Raw genomic sequence first — 26,273 nt, forward strand, 5'->3', positions numbered from 1 at the left:
CCCGGCGTCAACTTGGGTTGACAACCGGAGTGTGTCAATGTAAGTTGACACCCATGACTGAAGCCACCGACCTGGCCGCGGCCGCCGGAGCCGGCGACCCCGCCGTGGGGTTGCGGGCCGTGGCGGCGCTGCGGCGCCTGATGGAGAGCCTGGAGAGCGCGCAGGTGCGCAACGCGCGCGCCCGGGGCTGGGCCTGGCAGCAGATCGCCGACTCCCTCGGCGTCAGCAGGCAGGCCGTCCACAAGAAGCACGGAAAGGAGATCGGGTGATGTTCGATCGACCCGACGCGGTCATGAAGCGGGCCATCCACGGGTCCGTCATCGCCGCGCGGCTGGAGGGCGCCGCCGAGGTCGGGGAGGAACACCTCGCGCTGGCGCTGTTCGCCGACCCCGCCTCCGGGGTCCGCCGCTTCGCCGACCTGGACGCCGAGACCCTGCGCGACGCCTTCGCCCGCGCCCGCCGCCGCGGCGGGATCAGCGACGTCGACGCCGCCGCCCTGCGCGACCTGGGCATCGACGTCGACGAGATCGTCTCGGCAACCGAGGCCGGACTGGGCGCCGGCGCGCTGGGCCACCGCCGACCCAAACGCAACCCGGGCTTCTCCCAGGCCGCCAAACGGGTCCTCATGCGCTCGATGCGCGAGGTCGGCAAGGATCGCGGCGACGGCGCCAGGTGCATGCTGCTGGGACTGCTGCACCCCGGCGGGTTCGCCGCCGGGGTGTTCGAGAGCCTCGGGGTGCGCTACGACGAGGTCGCCGGGCACGCCTAGGCGATGAGGTGGACGTCGCCGAACTCGTGCCACAGGTACCGTTCGGCGACGGCCTCGGCATAGGAGCGGGCCAGCAGGTCCTCCCCGCAGATCGCCCGCAGCATCCACAGATGCGTCGAGCGCGGCTCGTGCAGCCCCGTCAGCAGCCCGTCCACCAGCCGCACCCCCAGCTCAGGAGTCACGATGTGGCCGGTGAAACCGCTCGCCTCACGCGCCCGGCCCTCGGCGTCGGCGGCGCTCTCCAGGGCCCGGACGGCGGTGGTGCCCACCGCGATCACCCGCCCACCGGCCGCCCGCGTGTCGTTGACGCGCCCGGCGGTGACCGCCGGGACGCTGAACCACTCGGCGTAGGGCGGCTCGTCCTTCTCCAGCGAGGCCACTCCCGTGTGGAGGGTGACCGGCGCGAACGCCACCCCCTTGGCCACCAGCCGCGTCACCAGCGCCTCGGAGAACGGCCGGCCCGCGCTCGGCATCTCCGCGCTGCCCGGATCCACCCCGAAGACCGTCTGATACGCCGACAGCGGCCAGTCGCGCTCCACATAGCCGTAGCGGATCGGCTTGCCGTGCGCCCGCAGGTAACCGATCACCTCGGCGTCCAGCCGCGCCCGCCACAACCGCGGCGTATGCCGGTCCACCAGCCGCAGCGTCGCCCCACCCGGCAGCGGCAGCCACTCACCCGGCAGCCCGCCCCCATAGGGGACGGTGGCGTGGCCGCGCGGCTCGCGCAGCTCCACCAGCCAGTCACCGCCGTCCAGGCGCCCGCTGAAATGGATCGCCAGGCGCTCGGTGCGCACCGCCGCCGGAAGCGTCCCGGAGGTGTTCACCACCAGCAGGTCCCCGGGCCGCAACAGGTCCGGCAGCGCGGTGAACGCGTGATGGGAGACCCGGCCGCTCGCCTTCCCGGTGACCAGCATCCGCACGCCGTCGCGCGAGAGACCGCGCGCCTCCGGCGGCTCATGGGCCTCCAGCTCCGGCGGGAGCGTGGTGAACTCCTCCAGCGTCGCCGTCACGTGGCCACCTCCAGCTCACTCGCCTGGTAGCGGCCGCTGGCCGGACGGCGCTCGACGAGCTCGGCCAGCCGCGCGGCCACCCCGTCGGGCTCCGGCGCCTCCAGCGCCTCCACCCCGACCGCCTCGGCGAGCATCTCCGTGCGCATCTCGCCCGGATCCACCCACCACACCGCCACCCGAGGCTCCTCGGCGGCCAGCACGTGCGAGACCTGCTCCAGCGCCGCCTTCGTCGCGCCGTAGCCGCCCCAGCCCTCATAGGCCTCCACCGCCGCGTCGGAGGTGATGTTCAGGACCGCCCCGCCCCGCTCCCGCAGCGACGGCAGCGCGTCCTGCGCCAGCGCCACCGGGGCCACCACGTTGGTGGCGAACAGGTCGGTGAGCACCCTGAGCGGATAGTCGGCCAGCCGGGGGAGAGGCGCGGCGCCCAGCCCCGAGGCGTTATTGACCAGCAGGTCCAGGCCGCCCTCGTCGGCGGCGATGGCCGCCAGGCGCGCGCGGTGCCACGGGTCGGCGACGTCCCCGGCCAGGACCACGGCGTCCAGGCCCACCGCCGCCTCGCGTATGGCCTCCTCGCCGCGCGCGGTCAGGATGAGCCGCCAGCCGCGCGCCGACAGCGCGGTGGCCAGCGCCCGCCCGAGGCCGCGGGACGCGCCGGTGATCAGTGCGATCTTCTTCGTCTGCATACCCCGACGCTATGGCGACAGTGGACGCCCGGCGTCGGGCGGCGGACCGGGAACCGACCGGGACTTTGGTCCTAGGACCGTCCATGAGCTGCGGATATGTCCACTAAGGCGGTTTTGTCGGCCTAGGGTGATATGTTCCGATCGTTTCCGGGATCGACACACCAGGAGTGCCGATGAGCACCTTCACCAGGCTCGCCGCCAGGCTCACCGTGCTGGCGCTCGCCGTGCCCTCGGCGGTGTTCGCGATCGCCGCACCGGCCTACGCGGCGTCCTGGACGGTGTCCTCCGACCCCAGCCCGGCCTCGATCGACTGCGACCACCTCTACTCCAGCTTCTACATCGGATCCCTCCGGCTGCAGAACGACGCCTCGGGCAACGCCACGCCGAAGAACACCACCCTCGCCAAGCGCGGCACACCCGGGCCGCCCGACTACTGGGCCACCGACATGGCCATCGGCCCCGACCCCGACACCGGCGCGATCACCGCCTTCTACTCCAGCTACACCACCGCCAACCTCACCCTCTACAAGCAGGTCACCGGCACCACCACCGTCACCGACACCATCTACAACGGGCAGACGCGCACGCTGCCGTCGGGCACCAACTGGGGCGGACTGACCATGGACGCCAAGAGCGGCCTGCTCTACGGCTTCCAGAACGGCGGCGTGCCCAAGATCTTCCAGCTCGACCTCAAGACCGGCACCTCCAAGGTCTGGACGCGCGGCACGAACCTGACCTCGGTCCCGGCCAACGACCCCGTCTTCGCCGGCGGCACGATGGTGCCCGACGGGTTCGTCGACCGCGACGGCGGTGTCTACTACGGACTCAGCTACGGCGGCCTGACCTACATCTACCGCCTCGACCCGGCCACCGGCACCACCCAGCAGGCCGTGAAGGTCACCGGCCCGGGCTCCTCCAACGGCTTCGACAACTACGGCATGGCCTACCTCAACGGCTACATCTACCTCGGCTACTACGCCGGGAGCCTCTACCGCGTCGACCCCAAGACCGGCGCCTCCACCCTGGTCCCCGGCGGCGCGGTCTCCGACACCGCCAACCAGGTCGGCAGCGTCGACCCCAACCCCATGGGCTCCTGGAAGATCACCGACCTGGCCGGCTGCTCCACCTCCCGGAACCTGCTGGACAAGCTGGAGGTCACCAAGACCGTCAGCCCCGCCAACGCCAAGCCCGGCGACAAGGTGAGCTACCGCATCGAGATCGCCAACACCGGCACCACCGCCGCCACCGGCGTCTCGCTCACCGACGACCTCTCCGGCGTCATCGACGACGCCACCTACGGAGCCGACGCCAAGTCCACCGTCGACGGCGCCAACACCACCACCCAGCCCTCCTACACCGCTCCGAGACTGACCTGGACCGGCGACATCGCCGCCGGCAAGACCGTCGTCGTCACCTACACCGCCACCGTGAAGAACCCGCCCACCGGCGACTCCTCCCTCAAGAACACCGTCACCGTCCCCGGCAGCAACTGCGCCTCCGGCAGCACCGACCCCGACTGCGCCACCACCGTCCCCATCGCCTGGCTCAAGGTCAAGAAGACCGCCTCGCCCGCGCAGCCCCTGCCCGGCCAGAAGGTCACCTACACCGTCACCGTCACCAACCCCGGAACCGGCGCCTACACCGGCGCCTCGGTGACCGACGACCTCACCGGCGTCCTCGACGACGCCACCTACAACGCCGACGCCACCGCCTCATCCGGCTCGGTCGGCTACGGCGCGCGCAAGGTCACCTGGACCGGAACCGTGGCCGCCGGAGCCACCGTCACCATCACCTACAGCGTCACCGTCGGCAACCCACCCGGCGGCGACAAGGTCCTGCGCAACGCCGTCACCGGCGGCTCCAACTGCCCCGCCGGATCCACCGACCCCGACTGCGCCACCGTCACCCCCGTGACCGGCCTCATCGTCAAGAAGACCGTCACCCCCGAGACCGCCCGCCCCGGCGACGTCATCACCTACCTCATCACCGTCGAGAACGTCGGCGCCACCGCCGCCAACGCCGACATCACCGACGACCTCACCGGCGTCATCGACGACGCGACCTACGGCAACGACGCCGTGTCCACCATCGACGAGGTCCGCACCACCACCCAGCCGGCCTACACCGCGCCCAAACTCACCTGGAAGGGCAGCGTCCCCGGCGGCAAAAAGGTCGTCATCGCCTACACCGTCGAGGTCAAGAACCCCGCCACCGGCGACAAGTCCATGAAGAACAAGGTCACCGGCGGCTCCAACTGCGCCACCGGCTCCACCGACCCCAACTGCGGCACCACCACCCCCGTCGTCGTCTACACCGTCAAGAAGACCGCCTCACCCGCCGTGGCCTCACCCGGCCAGAAGGTCACCTACACCGTCACGGTCACCAGTACCGGCAACGGCGTCTACAAGGGCGCCACCTTCACCGACGACCTCACCGGCGTCCTCGAAGACGCCACCTGGGACGGCCTGGTCACCCAGACCACCGGCACCACCACCTACACCTCCCCGAAACTGACCTGGACCGGCGACATCCAGCCCGGCACACCCGTCACCATCACCTACTCCGTCACCGTCGCCAACCCGCCCACCGGCGACAAACGCCTCACCAACGTCGTCACCGGTGGCTCCAACTGCCCGGCCGGATCCACCAACGCCGACTGCAAGACCACCACCCCCATCAAGGCCATCAAGGTCACCAAGACCGCCAAACCACCGTTCCCGAAGCTCAATGAGACCGTCACCTTCACCGTCGTCGTGGAGAACATCGGCACCGTCGCCTACAACAACGCCACCTTCAGCGACGACCTCACCGACGTCCTCGACGACGCCTACTGGAGCGGCGTCTCGGCCGACACCGGCAGCGCCGTCCGCAACGGCAACACCCTCACCTGGACCGGGAACCTCCCCATCGGCGGCAAGGCCACCGTCCTCTACTACGTCACCGCCCACTTCCAGGGCAACGGCACCATCAAGAACACCGTCACCTCACCCGACTCCAACTGCCCGCCCGGATCCACCGACCCCAACTGCAACACCATCACCCCGCCACCGGGCCTGCGCATCACCAAGACCGCCTCCCCGGCCACCGCCCGCCCCGGCGACACCGTCACCTACACCCTCACCGTCCAGAACACCTCCGGCCGCGTCTACAACAACGCCACCGCCACCGACGACCTCACCGGCGTCCTCGACGACGCCACCTGGGGCTCGGTCACCGCCTCCACCGGCACCGCCACCTTCACCACCCCGAAACTCACCTGGACCGGCAACCTCGCCGTCAACGCCAGCGCGACCATCACCTACACCGTCACCGTCAAACGCCCACAGGCCGGCGACAAGCAGCTCAAGAACACCGTCACCGGACCCGCCGACTCCAACTGCCCCACCGGCAACACCGACCCGGTCTGCAAGACCACCACCCCCGTCGCCACCATCACCGTCGCCAAGACCTCCCGGCCCGCCACCGCCAAACCCGGCGACACCGTGACCTACACCGTCACCGTCACCAACACCGGACTCGCCGACTACATGGACGCGTCCTTCGCCGACGACCTCTCCGGCGTCCTCGACGACGCCACCTTCGGCACCGTCTCCTCCGACTCCGGCAGCGCGATGCGCGTGGGCAACCGGCTCACCTGGACCGGCAACGTCGCCAAGGGCGCCACCGCGACCATCACCTACACCGTCACCGTCAACAACCCGCCCGGCGGCGACAAGCTGCTCAAGAACACCGTCACCACCCCCGACGGCTGCACCGCCAACTGCTCCACCGAGACCCCCGTGGCCACCCTGGAGATCACCAAGACCGCCGCGCCCGCCTCGGCCAAGCCCGGCGAGAAGGTCACCTACACCGTCACCGTGAAGAACACCGGCACCGGTGTCTACACGGGTGCGACCTTCACCGACGACCTCACCGGCGTCATCGACGACGCCACCTACAACGCCGACGCCGCCGCGTCCTCCGGCACGACCACCTACACCGCGCCCAAGCTCAAGTGGACCGGCGATGTGACGGCAGGGGCGACGGTCACCGTCACCTACTCCGTCACCGTCAGCAAGCCGCCCACCGGTGACCTCACGCTCAAGAACGCCATCACCGAGTGCCCCACGTGCGGCACCGAGACGCCCGTGGCGAAACTGGAGATCACCAAGACCGTCTCGCCCTCACCCGCCAGGCCCGGCGACAAGGTCACCTACACCGTGACGGTGAAGAACACCGGCACCGGGCCCTACGCCGGGGCGACCTTCACCGACGACCTCACCGGCGTCCTCGATGACGCCGCCTACAACGCCGACGCCGCCGCGAGCTCCGGGACCACGTCCTACACCGCGCCGAAGCTGACGTGGACCGGCGACGTGGCGGCAGGGGCGACGGTCACCGTCACCTACTCCGTCACCGTCGGCTCGCCCCCGGCCGGGGACAAGGTGCTCAAGAACGCCGTCACCGCCCCCGACGGCTGCACCGGCGACTGCGGCACCGAGACGCCCGTGGCCACCTACACCGTGGCCAAGACCGCCTCGCCGGCCGAGGCCGGTCCCGGCGACACCGTCACCTACACCGTCACGGTCACCAACAACAGCCGGGCCGACTACACCGGCGCCTCCTTCAGCGACGACCTGTCCGGCGTCATCGACGACGCGGCCTGGGGCTCGGTGAGCGCCTCGTCCGGGACCGCGTCATACACGCCGACCACCCTGACCTGGACCGGCGACGTCCGCAAGGGCCGCACCGTCACCGTGACCTACACCGTCACCGTCAACAAGCCGCCCACCGGCGACAAGGTCCTCAAGAACAAGCTCACCGGCGGCACCAACTGCCCCGCCGGGTCCACCGACCCCGACTGCGCCACCGAGACCAAGCTGCGGCTGCTCCAGGTGAAGAAGACCGTCAGCCCGGCCGCGCCCAAGAAGGGCGAGACGGTCACCTACACCATCACCGTGCGGAACACCGGCACCGCCGACTACCCCGGCGCCTCGGTGAGCGATGACCTCTCGGCCGTCCTCGACGACGCCACCTGGGTGTCGGTGACCGCCGACGTGGGCACGGCCCTGCGCAGTGGGAACACGCTCACCTGGACCGGTGACCTGGCCGTGGGGGAGAGCGCGACCATCGTCTACAAGGTCACCGTCACCAACGCCGGTGACAAGATCCTGCGCAACGCCGTCAGCGGCGAGGACTCCAACTGCCCCGCCGGGTCCACCGACCCCGACTGCTCCACCGTCACGCCCACGCCGAACCTGACGATCACCAAGACCGCCTCGGCCACCACCGCCAAGCCCGGCGAGACGATCACCTACACCCTGACCGTGCGCAACACCGGCGCCGCGGCCTACACCGGCGCCACCGTGCGCGACGACCTGTCCGGTGTCATCGACGACGCCACCTGGGGCTCGGTCACCGCCACCTCCGGCACGGCCGCCTACAGCGCGCCGACGCTGTCCTGGAGCGGCGACGTGGCCGCCGGGGCCTCGGTCACCATCACCTACACCGTCACGGTCAACAAGCCCCCGGGTGGGGACAAGCAGTTGAAGAACGCCGTCACCGGCACCGCCGACTCCAACTGCCCGGCCGGATCGAGTGACCCGAACTGCTCCACCACCACTCCCGTGGCCACCTACACCGTGGCCAAGACCGCCTCGCCGGCCTCGGCCAAGCCCGGCGAGACGGTCACCTACACCGTCACCGTCACCAACGACGGCCAGGCCGACTACACCGGCGCCTCCTTCACCGACGACCTCTCCGGCGTCGTCGACGACGCGACCTGGGGCTCGGTGACCGCCTCGTCGGGCGTCGCGACCTATACGCCGACGACCCTGTCCTGGAACGGGAACCTGGCCAAGGGCGCCACCGCCACGATCACCTACACCGTCACGGTGAACACCCCGCCCGCCGGGGACAAGTCCCTCAAGAACGCCGTGACCGGCACCGACGGGTCCACCTGTGAGGGCGACTGCACCACCGTCACGCCCGTTGCCGCGCTGACCTACGCCAAGACGGCCTCGACCGCCAACGCCAAGCCCGGCGACAAGGTCACCTACACCGTGACCGTCACCAACTCCGGCACCGGCGTCTACAAGGGAGCCACCGTCACCGACGACCTCACCGGGGTCATCGACGACGCCACCTACAACGACGACGCGGCCGCCACGTCCGGCACCGTCGCCTACACCGCGCCCCGCCTGACCTGGAGCGGCGACGTGGCCGCGGGCGCCACGGTGACCATCACCTACTCGGTCACCGTCAACAAGCCGCCCACGGGCGACCTGACACTCAAGAACGCCATCACCGAGTGCCCCACGTGCGGCACCGAGACCCTCGTCGGGCGCCTCGCGATCGCCAAGACCGCCTCCCCGGCCTCGGCCAAGCCCGGTGACACCGTCACCTACACGATCACCGTGGAGAACACCGGCACCGGCCCCTACCCGGGCGCCTCGGTCAGCGACGACCTGTCCGGCGTCCTCGACGACGCCGCCTGGGGCGCGGTCAGCGCCGACACCGGCACCGCGACCTTCACCTCGCCCACACTGACCTGGACCGGCGACCTCAACGCCGGGCAGAAGGCCACCATCACCTACACCGTCACGGTCGGCAAACCGCCGGGCGGGGACAAGAAACTGAAGAACACCGTCACCGGGCCCGACGGCTCGCAGTGCACCGGATCCTGCTCCACCGAGACGCCCGTGGCCACCTACCGGCTCAAGAAGACCGCGACACCCGCCACGGCCAAGCCCGGCGAGACGGTCACCTACACCGTGCGGGTGATCAACGACGGCGAGGCCGAGTACAAGGGAGCGTCCTTCACCGACGACCTCTCCGGCGTCCTCGATGACGCGACCTGGGGCTCGGTGACCGCCTCCAAGGGCACCGCTACCTTCGCCTCGCCGACCCTGTCCTGGACCGGCGACCTCGCCAAGGGCGAGGAGGCCACGATCACCTACACGGTCACCGTGAACACCCCGCCCGCCGGGGACAAGAAGCTGACCAACGCCGTCACCGGCACCGACGGGTCCACCTGCGAGGGCGACTGCACCACCGTGACACCGGTGGCCGCGCTGACCATCGCCAAGACCGCCTCGCCCGCCTCGGCCAAGCCCGGCGACACCGTCACCTACACGGTCACCGTCACCAACTCCGGCACCGGCGTCTATCGGGGCGGGACGTTCACCGACGACCTCACCGGTGTCGTCGACGACGCCACGTACAACAACGACGCCTCGGCCACCTCCGGGTCGGTGTCCTACACCGCGCCGAAGCTCACCTGGACCGGCGACGTGGCCGCCGGCGGCACGGTCACCGTCACCTACACCGTCACCGTCAGCAAGCCGCCGACCGGCGACCTCACGCTCAAGAACGCCATCGCCGAGTGCCCCGACTGCGGCACGGTCACCCCGATCGCCAAGCTCACCATCAAGAAGACCGCGTCCCCGGCCGAGGTCAAGCCCGGCGGGAAGGTCACCTACACCGTCACCGTCACCAACGAGGGCGAGGCGGCCTACCCCGGCGCCTCGGTCACCGACGACCTGACCGGCGTCCTCGACGACGCCGCCTACAACAACGACGCGACGGCCACCTCCGGCACCGTCACCTACAGCGCGCCCAAGCTGACGTGGACCGGTGACGTGGCCGCCAAGGGCACGGTCACCCTGACCTACTCGGTCACCGTGAACACCCCGCCCGCCGGGGACAAGAAGCTCACCAACGCCGTCACCGGGCCCGACGGGTCCACCTGCGACGGCGACTGCACCACGGTCACCCCGGTGGCCTCCTACAGCCTGCGCAAGACCGCGTCCCCGGCCACGGCCAAGCCCGGCGAGACGGTCACCTACACCGTCACCGTCACCAACACCGGCGCCACCGAGTACAAGGGAGCGTCCTTCAGCGACGACCTGTCCGGCGTCCTCGACGACGCCACCTGGGGCTCGGTGAGCGCGTCGGCCGGCACCGCCACGCGCACCGGGAACACCCTGTCGTGGAGCGGCGACCTCCCGGTCGGCGGCACCGCCACGGTGACCTACACCGTCACCGTCAACACACCGCCCACCGGCGACAAGAAACTGGGCAACGCGGTGACCGGTACCGACGGATCCACCTGCGAGGGCGACTGCACGACGGTGACGCCCATCGCGGTCCTGGCGGTGAAGAAGACCGCCACGCCCGCCTCGGCCCTGCCCGGCGGCAAGGTCACCTACACCGTCACGGTCACCAACACCGGCACCGGCCTCTACCGGGGCGGCACCTTCACCGACGACCTCTCCGGCGTCATCGACGACGCCACCTACAACACCGACGCCACCGCGTCCTCGGGCACCGTGTCCTACACCGCGCCCAGGCTCACGTGGACCGGTGACGTGGCGGCCGGTGCGACGGTCACCGTGACCTACTCCGTCACCGTCGGCTCACCACCGGCCGGGGACAAGAACCTGATCAACGCGGTCACCGGCGGCGGCAACTGCCCGGCCGGGTCCAGCGACCCCGACTGCTCGACGGTGGTCCCGCTGGGGAACCTGGTGATCGCCAAGACCGCCGCCCCGGCCTCGGCCAAGCCCGGCGAGACCGTCACCTACACCGTCACCGTCACCAACAACGGGCGCGGGCCGGTCAACAACGCCTCCTTCACCGACGACCTGACCGGCGTCCTCGATGACGCCGTCTACAACAACGACGCCTCGGCGAGCTCGGGCACCGCGTCCTACGCCTCCCCGAAGCTCACCTGGAGCGGCATCGTCGAGGCCGGGGCCACCGTGACGGTCACCTACACCGTCACCGTGAACAGGCCCCCGGGCGGGGACAAGAAGCTGAAGAACGCCGTCACCGGCGAGGGCACCAACTGCGCCACCGCCTGCGAGACCGAGACGCCGATCGCCACCTACACGATCACCAAGACGGCCCGGCCCGCCACGGTCAAGCCGGGGGAGACCGTCACCTACACCGTCACCGTCACCAACGACGGGCAGGCCGACTACCCCGGCGCCACCTTCACCGACGACCTGACCGGCGTCATCGACGACGCCACCTACAACAACGACGCCACCGCCTCCACCGGCACCGCGGTCTACACCGCGCCCCGCCTGACCTGGACGGGCAACCTCGCCAAGGGCGCCACGGTCACCGTCACCTACACCGCCACGGTCAACGACCCGCCCGGCGGCGACAAGAAGCTGACCAACGCCATCACCGAGTGCCCCTCGTGCGGCACGGAGACACCGGTGGCGATCCTGACCATCACCAAGACCGCCTCCCCGGCCTCGGCCAGGCCCGGCGACAAGGTCACCTACACCGTGACGGTGTCCAACACCGGCACCGGCGCCTACAAGGGAGCCACGTTCACCGACGACCTCACCGGCGTCATCGACGACGCCACCTACAACAAGGACGCGGCCGCCACCGGCGGCAGCGTCTCCTACACCGCGCCCAAGCTGACGTGGACCGGTGACGTCGCGGCGGGCAAGACGGTCACCGTCACCTACACCGTCACCGTCAACAAGCCCCCGACGGGCGACCTGACACTCAAGAACGCCATCACCGAATGCCCATCGTGCGGCACCGAGACGCCCGTGGCGAAACTGGAGATCCGCAAGACCTCCGCACCCGCCTCGGCCAAGCCCGGCGAGACCGTCACCTACACGATCACCGTCCGCAACACCGGAACCGGCCCATACCCGGGCGCCTCGGTGAGCGACGACCTGTCCGGTGTCATCGACGACGCCGCCTACAACGCCGACGCCACCGCGAGCTCGGGCACCGTCACCTACACCGCGCCCAAGCTGACGTGGACCGGTGACGTGACCGCCGGGCAGACCGTCACGATCACCTACACCGTGACCGTCGGGCGCCCGCCCGCCGGCGACAAGCGCCTCAAGAACGCGGTGACCGGGCCGGACGGATCCACGTGCCCGCCGGGCTCGGCCGACCCCGGCTGCTCCACGATCACCCCGCTCGCCGCGCTCAAGGCGTCCAAGAAGGCCGACAAGACCGACGCCTCCCCGGGCGAGAAGGTCACCTACACCCTCACCGTGGAGAACACCGGCCGCGCCGCCTACACCGGCGCCTCGCTCACCGACGACCTGAGCGACGTCCTCGACGACGCGACCTGGAACGACGACGCCACCGCCGACAAGGGCACCGTGGCCTTCACCCCGCCCACCCTGACGTGGTCGGGCGACCTGGCCGCCGGTGAGAAGGCGACCATCACCTACACCGTCACCGTCACCAACGCCGGTGACCGCCGCATGAGCAACGTGATCGTGGTCCCCGACTCCAACTGCGCCACCGGATCGGCCGACCCCGACTGCGACGTCGTCCTGCCCTCGCCGAACCTGAAGATCTACAAGTCCGCCACGCCCGGACCCGTCTCACCCGGCGACGTCGTCCGCTACACCGTGCTGGTGGTCAACACCGGCGACGGCGCCTACCGCGACGCCCGCGTCTCCGACGACCTCACCGGCGTCCTCGACGACGCCGACTACAACAACGACGCCACCGCCACCACCGGATCGGCGGCCTGGCAGCCCCCGAACCTGGTGTGGACCGGCACCGTCCCCGGCAAGACCACCGTGACCATCCGCTACTCGGTCACCGTCAAGAAGACCGGGCTGGGCGACCACGGGCTCCACAACCAGATCCAGCGCCCCGACGACGCCATCTGCCCCAAGCCCATGCCCGCCGGCACCGCCCGCCTCGCCGAGGCCGTCATCGACCCCAACTGCTCCACCGACACACCCGTCCGCGCCTTCACCCTGACCAAGAGGGCCGAGCCGGGCACCGTCAAGACCGGGCAGAAGGTCACCTACACCGTCACCGTGACCAACACCGGCAAGGGCGGCTACGACTCCCTCGCCTTCACCGACGACCTGACCAGGGTGCTGGAGCGCGCCCGCTACAACGGCGACGCCACGGCCACCGCCGGAACCGTCACCGTCACCGGCGCCCGCCTCACCTGGCGCGGCCCGCTGCCCGTCGCGGCGACGGTCACCGTGACCTACTCGGTCACCGCGACCGCCGCCGGGAAACTCGTCAACGCCGTCACCACCACCACACCCGGCGGGAACTGCGCCTCACCCGGCGAGCCCGGCTGCTCGGCCACCACGACCGTGACCCCGCCGCTGCCGGTGACCGGCCCCGGCATCGCCGGATGGCTCATGGCCGCCGGCGCGCTCATCGCCCTCGGCTTCGCCCTGCGCCGGGTGCGGCGCGAGACGTAGCCACGGCGGGCACCACCCCGGGGCCGGGGTGGTGCCCGTTCGAACACGAGGCCTCCGGTGGGCCGCCGTCGCACCCGGATCCCCGGCCCGGCACGCCGTCGCCGAGCGGCCGCCGAAGCGCCGCACGTGGGGGAGCGTGGAGAGCCGGTCCCTTCGCCTTCCGGGAGCGGTGATCGACGGCTTGGGCCTCACCGGGACTCCCGGCATCGGGCGGGCCGCGGCGGCACGCGTATCGCCACGCCGACTCCCAGGCCGGCGCGTGCGAGTCACCGACGGCGAACGCGATCTGAGCGCGGCGCCGGCCCGCGATGGTCCCACCGGGATCCGCCGCCCGCCCGGGCACGATCCGTCCCCGGCCTAAGCTGATCGGGTGACCGACCACCGCGACGAGATCCTGCGCGCCGTGAGCGCCGCCGTGCTCGCGGTGACCCGGCACCAGTCGGTGCGCGAGGTCCTCCAGGTCATCGTCCGCTCCGCGCGGGAACTGCTCGGTGCGCGCTACGGCGCCCTCGGGGTCCCCGACGACGACGGCGCCTTCGCCGAGTTCGTCGCCGACGGCATCTCCGACGAGGAATGGGACCGCATCGGCAAGCTCCCGCGCCAGCACGGGATGCTCGGCGCGATGCTGCGCGAGGGGGCACCGGTGCGCCTCGGCGACATCCGCGCCGACCCGCGCTTCGGGTGGTGGCCCAAGACCCATCCGGTGATGGCCGGGTTCCTCGGCGTGCCCATCCGCGACGGCGCCTCCATCCTCGGCATCATCTTCCTGGCCAACAAGACCGTCTCCGATGACACCGCCTCCCCGGGCGGTTTCACCGAGGACGACCAGGCGCTCCTGGGCCTGTTCGCCGCCCACGCCGCCATCGCCATCACCAACGCCCGCCTCTACGAGAGCGCCGAGCAGCTGTCGGCGCTGCGCGAACGCGCCCGCCTCGCCCGCGACCTCCACGACGCCGTCGCCCAGAAGCTGTTCTCCCTGCGGCTCACCGCCCACGCCGCCGGAGCCCTCATCGACGGCGACCCCGCCATGGCCAGACAGCGCATCACCGAGGTCGCCGACCTCGCCGGGCAGGCCCTCGGCGAGCTGCGCGGCGTCATCGGCGAGATCGCGCCCCCCGACCTGGCCGCCGACGGCCTCGTCGTCACCCTCCTCAAAGAGGTGCGGCTGCTGGACCGCCTGCACGCCGCCGAGGTCCGCGTCCACGCCGGAGTCGGCGCCTCCGGACTGCCCGCCGCGGCCGAGACCGTCGTCCTGCGCATCGCCCAGGAGGCCCTCCACAACGCGCTGCGGCACTCCGGCGCCACCCGCGTCGACCTGACCATGGACGCCGAGGACGGCGCGTTCCTGCTGCGCGTCGCCGACGACGGGCGCGGCTTCGACACCCGCGCCGACGCCACCCACGGCCTGGGCCTGCAGTCGATGTCGGTGCGCGCCACCGAACTCGGCGGGCGCCTCGACGTCCGCACCGCCCCCGGCGGGGGCACCGTGATCACCCTGGCGGTGCCGCGTGACTGACGTGATCCGCGTCGTCATCGCCGACGACCACCCCGTCGTCCGGCAGGGCCTGCGCACCTTCCTCGACCTCCACGACGACATCACCGTCGTCGGCGAGGCCGGGGACGGCGCCGAGGCACTCGCCGTCGTCGCCGCGACCACCCCCGACGTGCTGCTCCTCGACCACCGCATGCCCGTCCTGGACGGACCCGGCGTCCTGGCCGCGCTCACCGGACCCCGCCCGCGCGCGCTGGTGCTCACCTCCGTCACCGACCCCCGCGAGGTCGGCCCCGCCATCGCCGCCGGTGCCGCCGGATTCCTCTACAAGGACGCCGCGCCCGACGCCCTCGTCGCCGCCATCCGCGCCGTCCACAACGGCCAGACACTGCTCGCCCCCGAAGCCCTGGCCGCGATGACCGCCGCGCCCGCCCGCGACGTCCCGCAGCTCACCCCGAGGGAGCGGCAGGTGCTGGCGCTGATCGCCTCCGGCCGCTCCAACCGCGAGATCGCCCGCGAACTCGTGGTGGCCGAGAAGACCGTCAAGACGCACGTGTCCAACGTGCTGTTCAAGCTCGGCGTCGCCGACCGGACCCAGGCCGCGCTCTACGCCGTCCGGCACGGCCTCGCCGCGGGACCGGGACCCTGAGGTCCCGGTCCGTTACGGCGTGGTCGGCGACAGCGGCGTGACCGGCCGTTCACCCTCGGACTCGTCCTCATCCTCGTCGATCGGATCGGCGTCGGCGAGCACGTCGTCGGGGATGGCGTCGGCCATCTTCTTCAGCACGATCACGGCCGCCCCGGCGGCGACGACGGCCAGTACCGCCGCTCCGCCGATGACCGCGAGCACCTTGCGGACCATGCGGCAACACTCCTCGGCTTGGCGTGCGCCGGGCCGGTCGGGGGAGGCCCGGCTCTCCCCATCACCGTAACCCGTTTCACGCGACGCCGGGCGCACGCGGCGCGTAACGTGCGGGGGAGACAGCGGGCAAGAACGGCGAAGGGCGAAGGGCATGACCGAAGTGGACGCCATCATCCTCGGCATGGGCGTCGGCGGCGAGGAGATCGCCGAACGGCTCGCCGACGCGGGCCTGCGCGTCCTGGGCGTCGACGGAGGCCTCGTCGGGGGCGAATGCCCCTACTGGGGCTGTATCCCCAGCAAGATGATGATCCGCGCGGCCAACCTCATCGCCGACGCGCGCCGCCTGGAGGGCATCGGCGGGTTCGTGCAGGTGACCCCCGACTGGGCGCCCGTGGCGTCCCGGATCCGCAGCGAGGCCACCGACGACTGGGACGACAAGGTCGCCGTGGAACGCTTCACCGGCAAGGGCGGCACGTTCGTGCGCGGACGCGGGAAACTCGCCGGCCCCGGGCGTGTCGAGGTCGACGGCGTGACCTACACCGCCACGCGCGCGGTCGTCGTCGCCACCGGCGGCGCCCCCGTCATCCCCCCGATCGAGGGCCTGGCCGGGACTCCCTACTGGACCAACCGCGAGGCCATCGCCACCGAGACGGCCCCCTCCTCCCTCATCGTCCTGGGCGGCGGCGCCATCGGCGTCGAGCTCGGGCAGGTCTTCGCGCGCTTCGGCACCGCCGTCACCATCGTCGAGGGCGCCGGGCGGTTGCTGCCCGCCGAGGAGCCCGAGGCCTCCGAGATCGTCCACCAGGCCCTCGCCGAGGACGACATCCGCATCCGCGTCGGCGCCAGGGCCGTCAAGGTCGCCCACGACGGCCAGAACTTCACCCTCACCCTCGACGACGGCACCACCGAGACCGCCGAGAAACTCCTCGTCGCCGTCGGCCGCAAGGCCCAGATGGCCGACCTCGGGCTGGAGACCGTCGGCATCGACCCGTCCGGCCACGCCATCCCCGTCGACGGGCACATGCGCGCCGGTGACAAGCTCTGGGCCGTCGGCGACGTCACCGGGCACGGGCAGTTCACCCACGTGGCGATGTACCAGGCCGCCGTCACCGTCCGCGACATCCTCGGCGAGCCCGGACCGCCCACCGACTACCGCGCCCTGCCCCGCGTCACCTTCACCGACCCCGAGGTCGGCGCCGTCGGCATGACCGAGCAGCAGGCCCGCGACGCCGGGCTGTCCGTCCACGTCGGCATCACCCAGATCCCCACCTCGGCGCGCGGCTGGATCTACGGCGACGGCAACGAGGGCATCGTCAAACTCGTCATCGACACCGACCGCGACCTCCTCGTCGGCGCCACCGTCGCCGCCCCCTCCGGCGGCGAGACGATGGGCGCGCTCGCCGTGGCCGTCTACGCCGAGGTGAAGGTGACCAGCATGCGCAACATGATGTACGCCTACCCGACCTTCTACCGCGCCATCGAGGACGCCCTCCGCCACATCACGTGACGTGGGATACCGTGTCGGCGTGCTCGTGACGTGGACGCGGTACGACGAGGCGCCCGCTCTGGTGGACCCGGGCGCGCGGCCCGGGTTCATCGCGCGCGCCGGAGGTTTCGAGCGCGGGCGCCCCGGGGCCGCGCACGTCCTGGAGTTCTGGAGCGACCGCTTCGCCTACCACGACGCCGGGCCCGTCGACGCCTCCGCCCGCACCTTCATCACCCGCCGCGAGCTGTCCGGCGGCTTCCAGCCGCGCATGACCGGCGTCGGGCTCCTGCGCCTGACCCACGTCCGCGTCCCCGGCGGGCGCTTCGGCGAGGTCATCGACCGCGCCAACCGCCGCTGGGAACCGGCGCTGGCGGTGGCCTCGGGCATGCTCGGCGGATTCCTCGCCGAGGAGGGCAACAGCGAGGTCCTCGTACTGTCCTGCTGGCGCACCTTCGACGACCACGAGCGCTACCGCGCCGAGATCGCCGCGCGAGCCGGTGAGCCGCCGCCCACGCCGGGCGAGCAGGTGCTGGTCGACGTGGTCCCGGAGTGGGGCCGCTAGAGCAGGCGCCGCACCACCGCGGCATGAGCCCGCGCCGCCTGCTTCAGCAGCCACGGCCCCACGAAGAGCATCACCAGCGCCGGCGAGGTGTGCACCGCGAACGCGCCCAGCCGCGTCGGGCCGCCCCACGTGCCGTGCGCGAGATCGGCGTCCCAGAACACCACCGGGTACGAGACCCAGTACGGCCACAGCAGACACAGATACCCGAAGAACACGCCGAACGGAACCGCCAGCGCCAGATTCGCCAGCCCGTACAGCGCCGGACGCGGCCTCACCCCCGGAACCGCGCCGATCCACCGCGCCCGCGCGAGTTCGAGCCGGACACCCCAGCCGAACAGCAGCGGAATCAGCAGCACCGGCGCGAGCACCGCGCCGGTGAGGACGTGCGCCAGGCGCCGCCAGGTGATCGCGGCGAATGGGAGACGCCAGAAGGAGGGGTTCATGGGGCGACCGTAGAAGGCGGGTGGGGGAGAGGGCGTCACCCGCGGGAGTGAGGGGCGGGGGTACCGGGGTCGGGTGTGGCGGGAGGAGGGACCGGCGTGGCATCGTTCGCCGATGCGGGCGCGAAGAAACGACGGGACCGAGCTGAACGCCGAGTTCGAACTCACCGCCGACGGCGACGGCTTCGCCCTCACCCTGCACAGCGCGGGCGGCAAGGTCACCGGCTCGGACCTGCCCCGCAACAGCGACTACGCCGAGGCCCTGCGGACCCTGCTCACCCGCCTCGGGAGCATCGGCGCCGTCCTCACCGGCGCGCTCCTGGACTCCGCCCGCGGCCGCAACCTCGACGTGGCCGCCCGGCACGTGTCGCTGCGCGACCGGGCCTACCCCGTCGCGCTCGCCGATGTGGGCGACATGGAGGGGCTCCGGCTGGCGATCACGGCGAGCCTGGGCGATGTGGCCCGCGGCGCCGGGACGCGCAAGAGCGGCAACAACTCCAAGCGCGTCCGGCTGGCGGTGAGCCTGCCCGCCGGGCACGGCATGGACGCGGCGGCGCTGGCGCGGGTGCTGACCGCGGCGGGCGGCGTCGTGGCGCCGGTCGCCGCCGGTGGGGTGACGTCTCCGGCGGGGACGCGGCGGCCCGGCGGCGGCCAGGGCAGGCAGGCCGATCCGGCGGTGCGCAAGGCCGTCGAGGAGTGCGCGATGGCCGCGGCCACCGCGCACTACCTACAGCGGGGGTGGACGGTGACCGACGTGTCGCGCGCGACCGCGGGCACCAACCCGTGGGACCTCACGTGCGGGGCGAGGAGGTGCTGCACGTGGAGGTCAAGGGGACGACCGGTGTGGACCTCACGGTGAACCTGACCCGCAACGAGGTCGCCCACGCCTCCTCGCCGGAGGTCACCGCGGCGCTGTTCATCCTCTTCGGCATCGCCGTCGCCACCGGCCCCGGCGGGCCCGTCGCGTCCGGCGGCACCGTCCGGCTCGTGCAGCCGTGGGTGCCGGATCCGGCGAGGCTGACGCCGGTGATGTTCACCTACACCGTCTGACCCGCCGTCAGCCCCCGCACGGTCGCCACGACCGCGCGCAGCTCCGGGATGGCGTCGGCCTCGGCGAGGGCGGTCTCCAGGACGGCGTCGTGGGTGGGGCGGGCGGCGGCGAGGAGGGCGAGGCCGGTGGGGGTGACCTCGGTGTAGATGCCGCGGCGGTCATCGGGGCAGAGGAAGCGGGCGAGGATGCCGCGGTTCTCCAAGCGGGTGACGAGCCGGGTGGTGGCGCTCTGGCTGAGGACGGCGGCGCGGGAGAGCTGCTGCATGCGCATGTGCCAGCCGTCCTGGCGGGCCAGGACGTCCAGGACGGTGTACTCGCTCACGCTCAGCTCGTGGGCGGCCTGGAGGGCGCGTTCGAGGGCGTCCTCGATGCGGGCGTGCAGGGCGGCGAGGGTGCGCCAGCCGTGGGCGCGGGCTTCCACGGCGTCATCGGCGAGTGGCATGGGACACCTTCCCGGGGCGGCGGTTGCGGCCGCGGTCCTTGCGTGCTGAGATAGGGAGCGTCTGCAACTATTTCAGACGCCGTATGTTGCACAAGCCGGTAGTCGGCCTGCTGGGGCAACTGTACTAGCGTATCGGGAGTCAGGGCATGCCCCTCGCGTTGCTGGCGCTCATGATCAGCGCCTTCGGTATCGGGACCACCGAGTTCGTCATCAACGGGCTGCTGCCCGACCTGTCCGCCGAGTTCGGGGTGTCGATCCCGACCGCCGGGCTGCTGGTGTCCGGCTACGCGCTCGGGGTGTTCATCGGGGCGCCGGTGCTGACGATCCTGGGCAACCGGCTGGCGCGCAAGAAGATGCTCCTGCTGCTCATGGGCATCTTCATCGCCGGGAACATCGTCTCGGCGCTCGCCGGGAGCTACGGGGTGCTGATGGCGGGACGGATCGTGTCGTCCTTCGCGCACGGCGCGTTCTTCGGGGTGGGCTCGGTCGTGGCGGCGGGACTGGTCGCGCCCGACCGCAGGGCGCGGGCCATCGCGATGATGTTCACCGGGCTCACGCTGGCCAATGTGCTGGGCGTGCCGCTGGGGACGCTGCTCGGCCAGGCCTTCGGATGGCAGTCGGCGTTCTGGGCGGTCGTGGCGATCGGCGTGGTGGCGTTCCTGGGCGTGCTGGCGCTCGTTCCCGCCGACGGCGCGGGGAGTGAGCTGCCGTCGCTGCGGGAGGAGATGAAGGTGTTCCGGCGCGGGCAGGTGTGGATGGCGCTGTTGATGACGGTCCTCGGCTTCGCCCCGGCCTTCACCGTGCTGACCTTCATCGCGCCCATGGCCACCGAGGTCGCCGGATTCGGCGAGGGCGCGGTGCCGGTGCTGGTCGGCCTCTTCGGTGTCGGCGTGGTCGTGGGCAACCTGATCGGCGCGCGCTTCGCCGACCGGGCGCTCATGCCCAGCCTGTACGCGATCCTCGCCGTGCTCATCGCGGTGTCCCTGCTGTTCCTGCCCGCCGCGCACAGCAAGGCCGGGCTCGTCGCGGCGATCCTCGGCTTCGGCGTGGTCTCCTTCGCGACCGTCGCGCCGCTGCAGACGCGGGTCCTGGACCAGGCCGCGGGCGCCCCGACGCTGGCCTCGGCGGTCAACATCGGCGCGTTCAACCTCGGCAACGCCCTCGGCGCCTTCCTCGGCGGGACCGTCATCGACGCCGGGCTCGGCTACACCGCCACCGGCTGGGTCGCCGCGCTACTGGGTGCCGGCGGCCTCGCGGTGGCCCTGGCCTCGGGCGCGATGGACCGCAGGCGCCGCGCGGCCTACGCCACCGCGGCCTGAGCCCGCGAAAAAGGGCGCCCGGTCACGGGCGCCCTTTCGCCGTGCCTAGGGCCAGTTGGCGTGCGGCTCCCGCCACGTCTCCGGCAGCACCGGCATCGCCCAGGACGGATCGCGCACGACGTCGGTGTAGCGCCCGTCGAAGACGCCCTCGCCGCGCACCGCCAGGGCCGCCGACTCCGCGGCGTGCCCGCGGATCCGCTCGGCCAGCTCCGGCGTGAAGTAGCCCGGCACGCCCGTCTTCACCTCGGCGAACTCCCGCTCGTCCTTCAGCTCCCAGGTCCGGTCGGCGTAGACGATCACGTCGAGGGTGCGGTCGGAGGTGTCCACGAAGGCGTTCCCGGACGCGTCCGTCCAGCGGGTGTGCGGCCGCTCCAGGTTGATCTTCCAGCGGTGCAGGCGGCCGTCCGGCTCGAAGAACATCCACACCGACCAGGGCACGGCCACCGGGAACACGAAGATCGCCGATTCCCCGTACCAGGACGTCATGGCCGGGACGCGGGGCTCGCTCAGGCGCTCCCTCGGCAGCTCGGCGATGGGGGTGCCGTCGGCCGCCGTCGAGGTGACGGTCGGCGCGCCGGTGGGCAGGTGGATCGCCAGCTCGGTGGGGGTGTCGGCGATGACGTTGCCGGTGAACACCCAGCGGGTGGTGTCGTAACGGCCGTAACGGATCGAGACGGAACGCCCGGGTTCCCATGGGGTGGTCGTCATGCGGCACGAGGCTAGTCGATCACACCGGTCATGGCGGGGTTATCAAACCGTTACCTCCACTTCACTTACTGACCTGTTAGTAAGTTTGCTAGCGTGACCCCCGTCACCCGCCCCACCCCCGGGAGTCCGCCAGTGCCTGACATGAGTGATCCGCTTCCCCTGCTCTCGCTGGAGGAGAAGGTCCGCCTGCTCACCGGCGCGGCGCCGTTCGTCCTGCACCCGCTGCCCGTGGCCGGGCTGCGGCCGCTGGTGATGTCCGACGGGCCGGCCGGAGTGCGGGGTGGCGAGGGGGAGACCGCCGCGTCGTTCCCGTCGCCGACGGCCCTGGCCGCCACCTGGGACGAGGACGTCGCCGCCCGGCTCGGCGAGGTCTTCGCCCAGGAGGCCAGGCGGCACGGCGTGGACGTCGTCCTCGCGCCGGTGGTGAACATGCAGCGCACCCCCGTCGGCGGACGCCACTTCGAGTGCTACTCGGAGGACCCGCTGCTCACCGCGCGCACCGGCGCCGCCCTCATTCGCGCCATGCAGGCCAGCGGCGTCGGGGCGTGCGTGAAGCACTTCGCGGCCAACGACTCCGAGACCCTGCGCACCGAATACGTCGCCGTCGTCGGCGAGCGCGCCATGCGCGAGGTCTACCTCGCCCCCTTCGAGGCGGCCGTCGAAGCCGGCGTGTGGGCGGTCATGGCCGCCTACAACGGCCTCGACGACGGCGAGGAGACCGCCACCGCCACCGAGCACCGGCGGCTGCTGACCGGCCTCCTCAAAGAGGAATGGGGCTTCGACGGCGTCGTCGTCAGCGACTGGCTCGCCGCCCGCTCCACCGTCCCCACCGCCCTCGCCGGGCTCGACCTGGTCATGCCCGGCCCCGGCGGGCCCTGGGAGGACGCCCTCGTCGCCGCCGTCCGCGACGGCTCGGTCCCCGAGGCGCTCATCGACGACAAGGCCCGCCGGATCCTGCGCCTCGCCGAGCGCGTGGGCGCACGCGGCGAGGCCGCCCCCGGCGTCCCCGTCACCGGGGTCCGCGACTTCCTGCGCGAGCTCGCCGCCCGCTCCACCGTCGTCCTCAAGGACGACCGCCGCGCCCTGCCCGTCGGCGGCGTGCGCTCCATCGCGCTCATCGGCCCCAACGCCGTGGACGCCTTCACCCAGGGCGGCGGCAGCGCCCACGTCCGCCCCGACCTCACCGTCACCCCCCTCGACGGCCTGCGCGCGGCCTTCCCCGACGCGACCATCACCGTCCACCGGGGATGCGACGCGCGCCCGCACCCGCCGCGCCTCGACCTCAAGGGCCGCAGCACCGACCCCGAGAGCGGCGAGCCGGGCCTGCGCCTGGACCTCCTCGACGACGACGGCCGCCGCGTCTCCTCCGCCGTGCACGCCACCGGCGACGGCTGGTGGTACGTCCCCGACGGCGTCACCGCCGCCCGCCTCACCGCCCGCGTCACCCTCGGCGAGCCCGGCGAGCACCACCTGGAACTCGGCACCGTCGGCGCCCACACCGTCCACATCGGAGGCATCGAGGCCGGTGGCGCGACCGCGATCGCCGGACCCGAGGTCCTGCTCGACTCCAGCGTCAACGCCCCGCCCGGCACCGGCCTCACCGTCACCGGCCCCGCCACCGTCGACGTCATCGCCGAACTCCAGATCGTCGACGCCGTCGCCTACGGCCGCTTCGCGCGCGCCGAACTGCGCCACCGCCCGCCCGGCCCCACCGACGACGAGGAGATCGCCGCCGCGGCCACCGCCGCCCGCGACGCCGACCTCGCCGTGGTCATCGTCGGCACCAACGACCAGGTCGAATCCGAGGGCTGGGACCGCGCCACCCTCGACCTGCCCGGCCGCCAGGACGACCTCGTGCGCGCCGTCCTGGCCGCCGACCCCGGCGCCGTCATCGCCGTCAACGCCGGGGCACCGGTGCTGCTGCCCTGGCTCGCCGAGGCCGCCACCGCCCTGTGGACGTGGTTCCCGGGACAGGAGTGCGGCCACGCCCTCGCCGACGTCCTCACCGGCCGGACCGAACCCGCCGGGCGGCTGCCCTGGACCCTCCCCGCCCGGCCGGAGGACGTCCCCGTCCCCAACGCCATCCCCGACGGCGGGCGCGTCCACTACCCCGAAGGCGTCCACATCGGACACCGCGGCTGGCTGCGCGCCGGCCGCGAACCCGCCCTGCCCTTCGGCCACGGCCTCGGCTGGACCGACTGGGACTACACCGATCTCACCATCGACGACGGCGAGGAGCTCACCGCCGCCGTCACCGTCCGCAACACCGGCCCCCGCGCGGGCCGCGAAACCGTCCAGCTCTACCTCGAAGCCGGCGGCGGGCCCGAACGGCCCGTCCGCTGGCTCGCCGGATACACCACCGTCGAGGCCGCGCCCGGCGAGACCGCCACCGCGACCGTCCCGATCGCCCCCCGCGCCCTGCAGATCTGGGACGCCGGAAGCCGCGCGTGGACGACCCCACCCGGCCGCTACCGGCTGCGCGCCGGGCGATCCGTCACCGACCTGCGCCTCGACGGACACCTCACCCGCCACTGACAACGCCCCAGCCCCGGAAAGCAGTGACCACCATGAAACGACGCACCACCCTCGGCCTCATGGCCGGCGCGCTCGCCACCCCCCTCCTGGCCGCCTGCGGCGACGGCAAGACCGGCGAGGGCGCGGGCGAGGCCCTCACCGTGGGCATGCCGAACGGTCCCCTCGCCAACAACTCCAACCCGTTCACCCCGACCTCCTCCGGCAACAGCCTCGGCTACCGGTGGCTGGTCTACGAGCCGCTCGCGCAGGTGAACCTGATCGCGCCCGGCAAGCCGCCGACGCCGTGGCTGGCCACGAAGTGGACGTGGGCGCCCGACTACAAGAAGGTCACCCTGTCGGTCCGCGAGGGCGTCACGTGGAGCGACGGCAAGCCGCTCACCGCCGAGGACGTCGCCTTCACCTTCACGCTGCTGAAGTCCACGCCCGCCTTCAACGGCGACGCGATCCCCTATGAGGCGATCACGGTCAACGGCGGCGACGTCGAGGTCGGCTTCACCGCCTCCCAGTACATCAACCAGGGCAAGATCCTGAACACCTTCGTCGTCCCCAAGCACGTGTGGTCGGCGATCGCCGACCCGACCACCGACACCAACCAGAACCCGGTCGGCTCGGGCCCCTACACCCTCAAGACCTGGACCGCGCAGGTCGTCACCATGGCCGCCCGCGAGGACTACTGGGGCGGCAAACCCGCCGTCCCCGAGGTCCGCTACACCTCGTACAACGACAACAACGCGCAGACCACCGCGCTGGCCAGCGGCGCCTGCCAGTGGTCCTTCGTGTTCATGCCCGACTACCAGAACGTGTTCGTGGCCAAGGACTCCGCCAACCACAAGCTGTGGTTCCCCTCGGGCCTGGGCATCCACGCGCTGTGGCTCAACTGCGAGGGCGTGTTCAAGGACGCCGCGCTGCGCCGGGCCCTGAGCCTGGTCATCGACCGGGTCGCCATCCACAAGCAGGGCCACGCCGGGCTCTACCCCCTCGTGGACAGCCCCACCGGCATCCCGCTGCCCGCCGGGGAGGCCTTCATCTCGGCCAAGTACCAGGGCCAGAAGCACGCCGTGGACATCGAGAAGGCCAAGTCGATCCTCACCCAGGCCGGGTACAAGCTCGACGGCGAGGAGCTCAAGGACCCCTCCGGCAAGCCGGTGGCCTTCAAGCTCGTCGACCCGGCCGGCTGGTCGGACTACCTCGCCGACCTCCAGATCATCGCCGACGCGGCCAAGAAGCTCGGCATCGCGGCCACCGTGGAGACCAAGACCGTCGACGCCTGGACCCAGGCCCTGGCCGTCGGCGACTTCGACGCCACCATCCACTGGACCAACACCGGCGTCACCCCCTGGGACATCTACGCCAACATCATGGACGGCGCCCAGTACAAGCCCCTCGGCGAGACCGCGACCTGGAACCTGGGCCGCTACCGCAACGAAGACGCCACCAAGGCCCTCGCCGACTTCGCCAACGCCACCGGCGAGACCGAGCGCAAGGCCGCCCTCGACCTGCTCCAGGACCTCATGGTCGAGCAGGTCCCGGCCATCCCGCTGGTCGCCGGTCCCATCGGCGGGGAGTACTCCACCAAGCAGTGGAAGGGCTGGCCGAGCCAGGACGACCCGTACGCGATGCCGCAGCCCACGCAGCCGTGCGCCTCGCAGATCCTCATGAAGCTCACCAAGGCCTAACCCACCCCGGACCCACCCCGGACCCACCGGCCGGGTG

Annotated in this window: 18 protein-coding genes; 12 read left to right on the forward strand and 6 right to left on the reverse strand. The window is 72.0% G+C overall.

Going from position 1 to position 26,273, the window contains the following annotated elements:
- The first annotated feature begins 53 nt into the window (after positions 1 to 53).
- Positions 54 to 269, forward strand: coding sequence for a helix-turn-helix domain-containing protein (locus QSK10_RS17030; RefSeq protein ID WP_285663812.1), 216 nt, complete (start codon positions 54 to 56; stop codon positions 267 to 269).
- Positions 269 to 769, forward strand: coding sequence for a Clp protease N-terminal domain-containing protein (locus QSK10_RS17035; protein WP_285663813.1), 501 nt, complete (start codon positions 269 to 271; stop codon positions 767 to 769). The genes QSK10_RS17030 and QSK10_RS17035 overlap by 1 nt, the downstream gene beginning before the upstream one ends.
- On the opposite strand, the gene QSK10_RS17040 is transcribed toward QSK10_RS17035, so the two are convergent.
- The gene (locus tag QSK10_RS17040; protein ID WP_285663814.1) at positions 766 to 1,779 is read right to left on the reverse strand and encodes an S-adenosylmethionine:tRNA ribosyltransferase-isomerase; all 1,014 of its coding nucleotides are present in this window, start codon (positions 1,777 to 1,779) and stop codon (positions 766 to 768) included. The two genes, QSK10_RS17035 and QSK10_RS17040, sit on opposite strands and share 4 nt — an antisense overlap.
- Positions 1,776 to 2,462, reverse strand: a complete 687-nt coding sequence (locus QSK10_RS17045; RefSeq protein WP_285663815.1) for an SDR family NAD(P)-dependent oxidoreductase — start codon at positions 2,460 to 2,462, stop codon at positions 1,776 to 1,778. Before QSK10_RS17045 ends, QSK10_RS17040 begins: the two co-directional genes overlap by 4 nt.
- Positions 2,463 to 2,635: 173 nt before the next feature.
- On the opposite strand from QSK10_RS17045, the gene QSK10_RS17050 reads away from it, so the two are divergent.
- From QSK10_RS17050 to QSK10_RS17060, 3 genes are all read left to right on the forward strand, one after another.
- Complete coding sequence (locus QSK10_RS17050) at positions 2,636 to 13,663, forward strand: DUF7927 domain-containing protein (protein WP_285663816.1); 11,028 nt, start codon at positions 2,636 to 2,638, stop codon at positions 13,661 to 13,663.
- A 370-nt stretch (positions 13,664 to 14,033) separates the two neighbouring features.
- Positions 14,034 to 15,179, forward strand: coding sequence for a GAF domain-containing sensor histidine kinase (locus QSK10_RS17055; protein WP_285663817.1), 1,146 nt, complete (start codon positions 14,034 to 14,036; stop codon positions 15,177 to 15,179).
- Entirely contained in the window at positions 15,172 to 15,804 is a 633-nt protein-coding gene (locus QSK10_RS17060; RefSeq protein WP_432705337.1) for a response regulator transcription factor, read from the forward strand. The genes QSK10_RS17055 and QSK10_RS17060 overlap by 8 nt, the downstream gene beginning before the upstream one ends.
- A gap of 12 nt (positions 15,805 to 15,816) precedes the next feature.
- Here QSK10_RS17060 and QSK10_RS17065 read toward each other — a convergent pair whose 3' ends face one another.
- Positions 15,817 to 16,017 (reverse strand): hypothetical protein, encoded by a 201-nt coding sequence (locus tag QSK10_RS17065; protein WP_285663818.1) that lies wholly within the window; start codon positions 16,015 to 16,017, stop codon positions 15,817 to 15,819.
- Between the two features lie 151 nt (positions 16,018 to 16,168).
- Here QSK10_RS17065 and QSK10_RS17070 point away from each other — a divergent pair, with 151 nt between their 5' ends.
- Positions 16,169 to 17,524, forward strand: coding sequence for a dihydrolipoyl dehydrogenase family protein (locus QSK10_RS17070; protein ID WP_285663819.1), 1,356 nt, complete (start codon positions 16,169 to 16,171; stop codon positions 17,522 to 17,524).
- A 19-nt stretch (positions 17,525 to 17,543) separates the two neighbouring features.
- Positions 17,544 to 18,065, forward strand: coding sequence for a hypothetical protein (locus tag QSK10_RS17075; RefSeq protein WP_285663820.1), 522 nt, complete (start codon positions 17,544 to 17,546; stop codon positions 18,063 to 18,065).
- Here the strand turns inward: QSK10_RS17075 and QSK10_RS17080 are convergent.
- Complete coding sequence (locus tag QSK10_RS17080; protein WP_285663821.1) at positions 18,062 to 18,508, reverse strand: hypothetical protein; 447 nt, start codon at positions 18,506 to 18,508, stop codon at positions 18,062 to 18,064. The two genes, QSK10_RS17075 and QSK10_RS17080, sit on opposite strands and share 4 nt — an antisense overlap.
- A 112-nt stretch (positions 18,509 to 18,620) precedes the next feature.
- On the opposite strand from QSK10_RS17080, the gene QSK10_RS17085 reads away from it, so the two are divergent.
- Positions 18,621 to 19,364 (forward strand): hypothetical protein, encoded by a 744-nt coding sequence (locus QSK10_RS17085; RefSeq protein ID WP_285663822.1) that lies wholly within the window; start codon positions 18,621 to 18,623, stop codon positions 19,362 to 19,364.
- Complete coding sequence (locus QSK10_RS17090; RefSeq protein ID WP_285663823.1) at positions 19,349 to 19,555, forward strand: hypothetical protein; 207 nt, start codon at positions 19,349 to 19,351, stop codon at positions 19,553 to 19,555. The genes QSK10_RS17085 and QSK10_RS17090 overlap by 16 nt, the downstream gene beginning before the upstream one ends.
- Here QSK10_RS17090 and QSK10_RS17095 read toward each other — a convergent pair.
- Positions 19,543 to 19,998, reverse strand: coding sequence for a MarR family winged helix-turn-helix transcriptional regulator (locus QSK10_RS17095; RefSeq protein WP_285663824.1), 456 nt, complete (start codon positions 19,996 to 19,998; stop codon positions 19,543 to 19,545). The two genes, QSK10_RS17090 and QSK10_RS17095, sit on opposite strands and share 13 nt — an antisense overlap.
- A gap of 146 nt (positions 19,999 to 20,144) precedes the next feature.
- Here QSK10_RS17095 and QSK10_RS17100 point away from each other — a divergent pair, with 146 nt between their 5' ends.
- A complete protein-coding gene (locus QSK10_RS17100; RefSeq protein ID WP_285663825.1) occupies positions 20,145 to 21,317 on the forward strand; it encodes an MFS transporter in 1,173 nt (390 codons plus the stop codon).
- A gap of 45 nt (positions 21,318 to 21,362) precedes the next feature.
- Here QSK10_RS17100 and QSK10_RS17105 read toward each other — a convergent pair whose 3' ends face one another.
- A complete protein-coding gene (locus QSK10_RS17105) occupies positions 21,363 to 22,025 on the reverse strand; it encodes a DUF402 domain-containing protein (RefSeq protein ID WP_285663826.1) in 663 nt (220 codons plus the stop codon).
- A gap of 141 nt (positions 22,026 to 22,166) precedes the next feature.
- Between QSK10_RS17105 and QSK10_RS17110 the strand changes: the two genes are divergently transcribed.
- Positions 22,167 to 24,560, forward strand: a complete 2,394-nt coding sequence (locus tag QSK10_RS17110) for a beta-glucosidase family protein (protein ID WP_285663828.1) — start codon at positions 22,167 to 22,169, stop codon at positions 24,558 to 24,560.
- A gap of 32 nt (positions 24,561 to 24,592) precedes the next feature.
- Positions 24,593 to 26,236, forward strand: a complete 1,644-nt coding sequence (locus QSK10_RS17115; protein WP_285663829.1) for an ABC transporter substrate-binding protein — start codon at positions 24,593 to 24,595, stop codon at positions 26,234 to 26,236.
- Positions 26,237 to 26,273 lie beyond the last annotated feature (37 nt).

Source organism: Actinorhabdospora filicis, from assembly GCF_030269765.1.
GTDB lineage: Bacteria > Actinomycetota > Actinomycetes > Mycobacteriales > Micromonosporaceae > Actinorhabdospora > Actinorhabdospora filicis.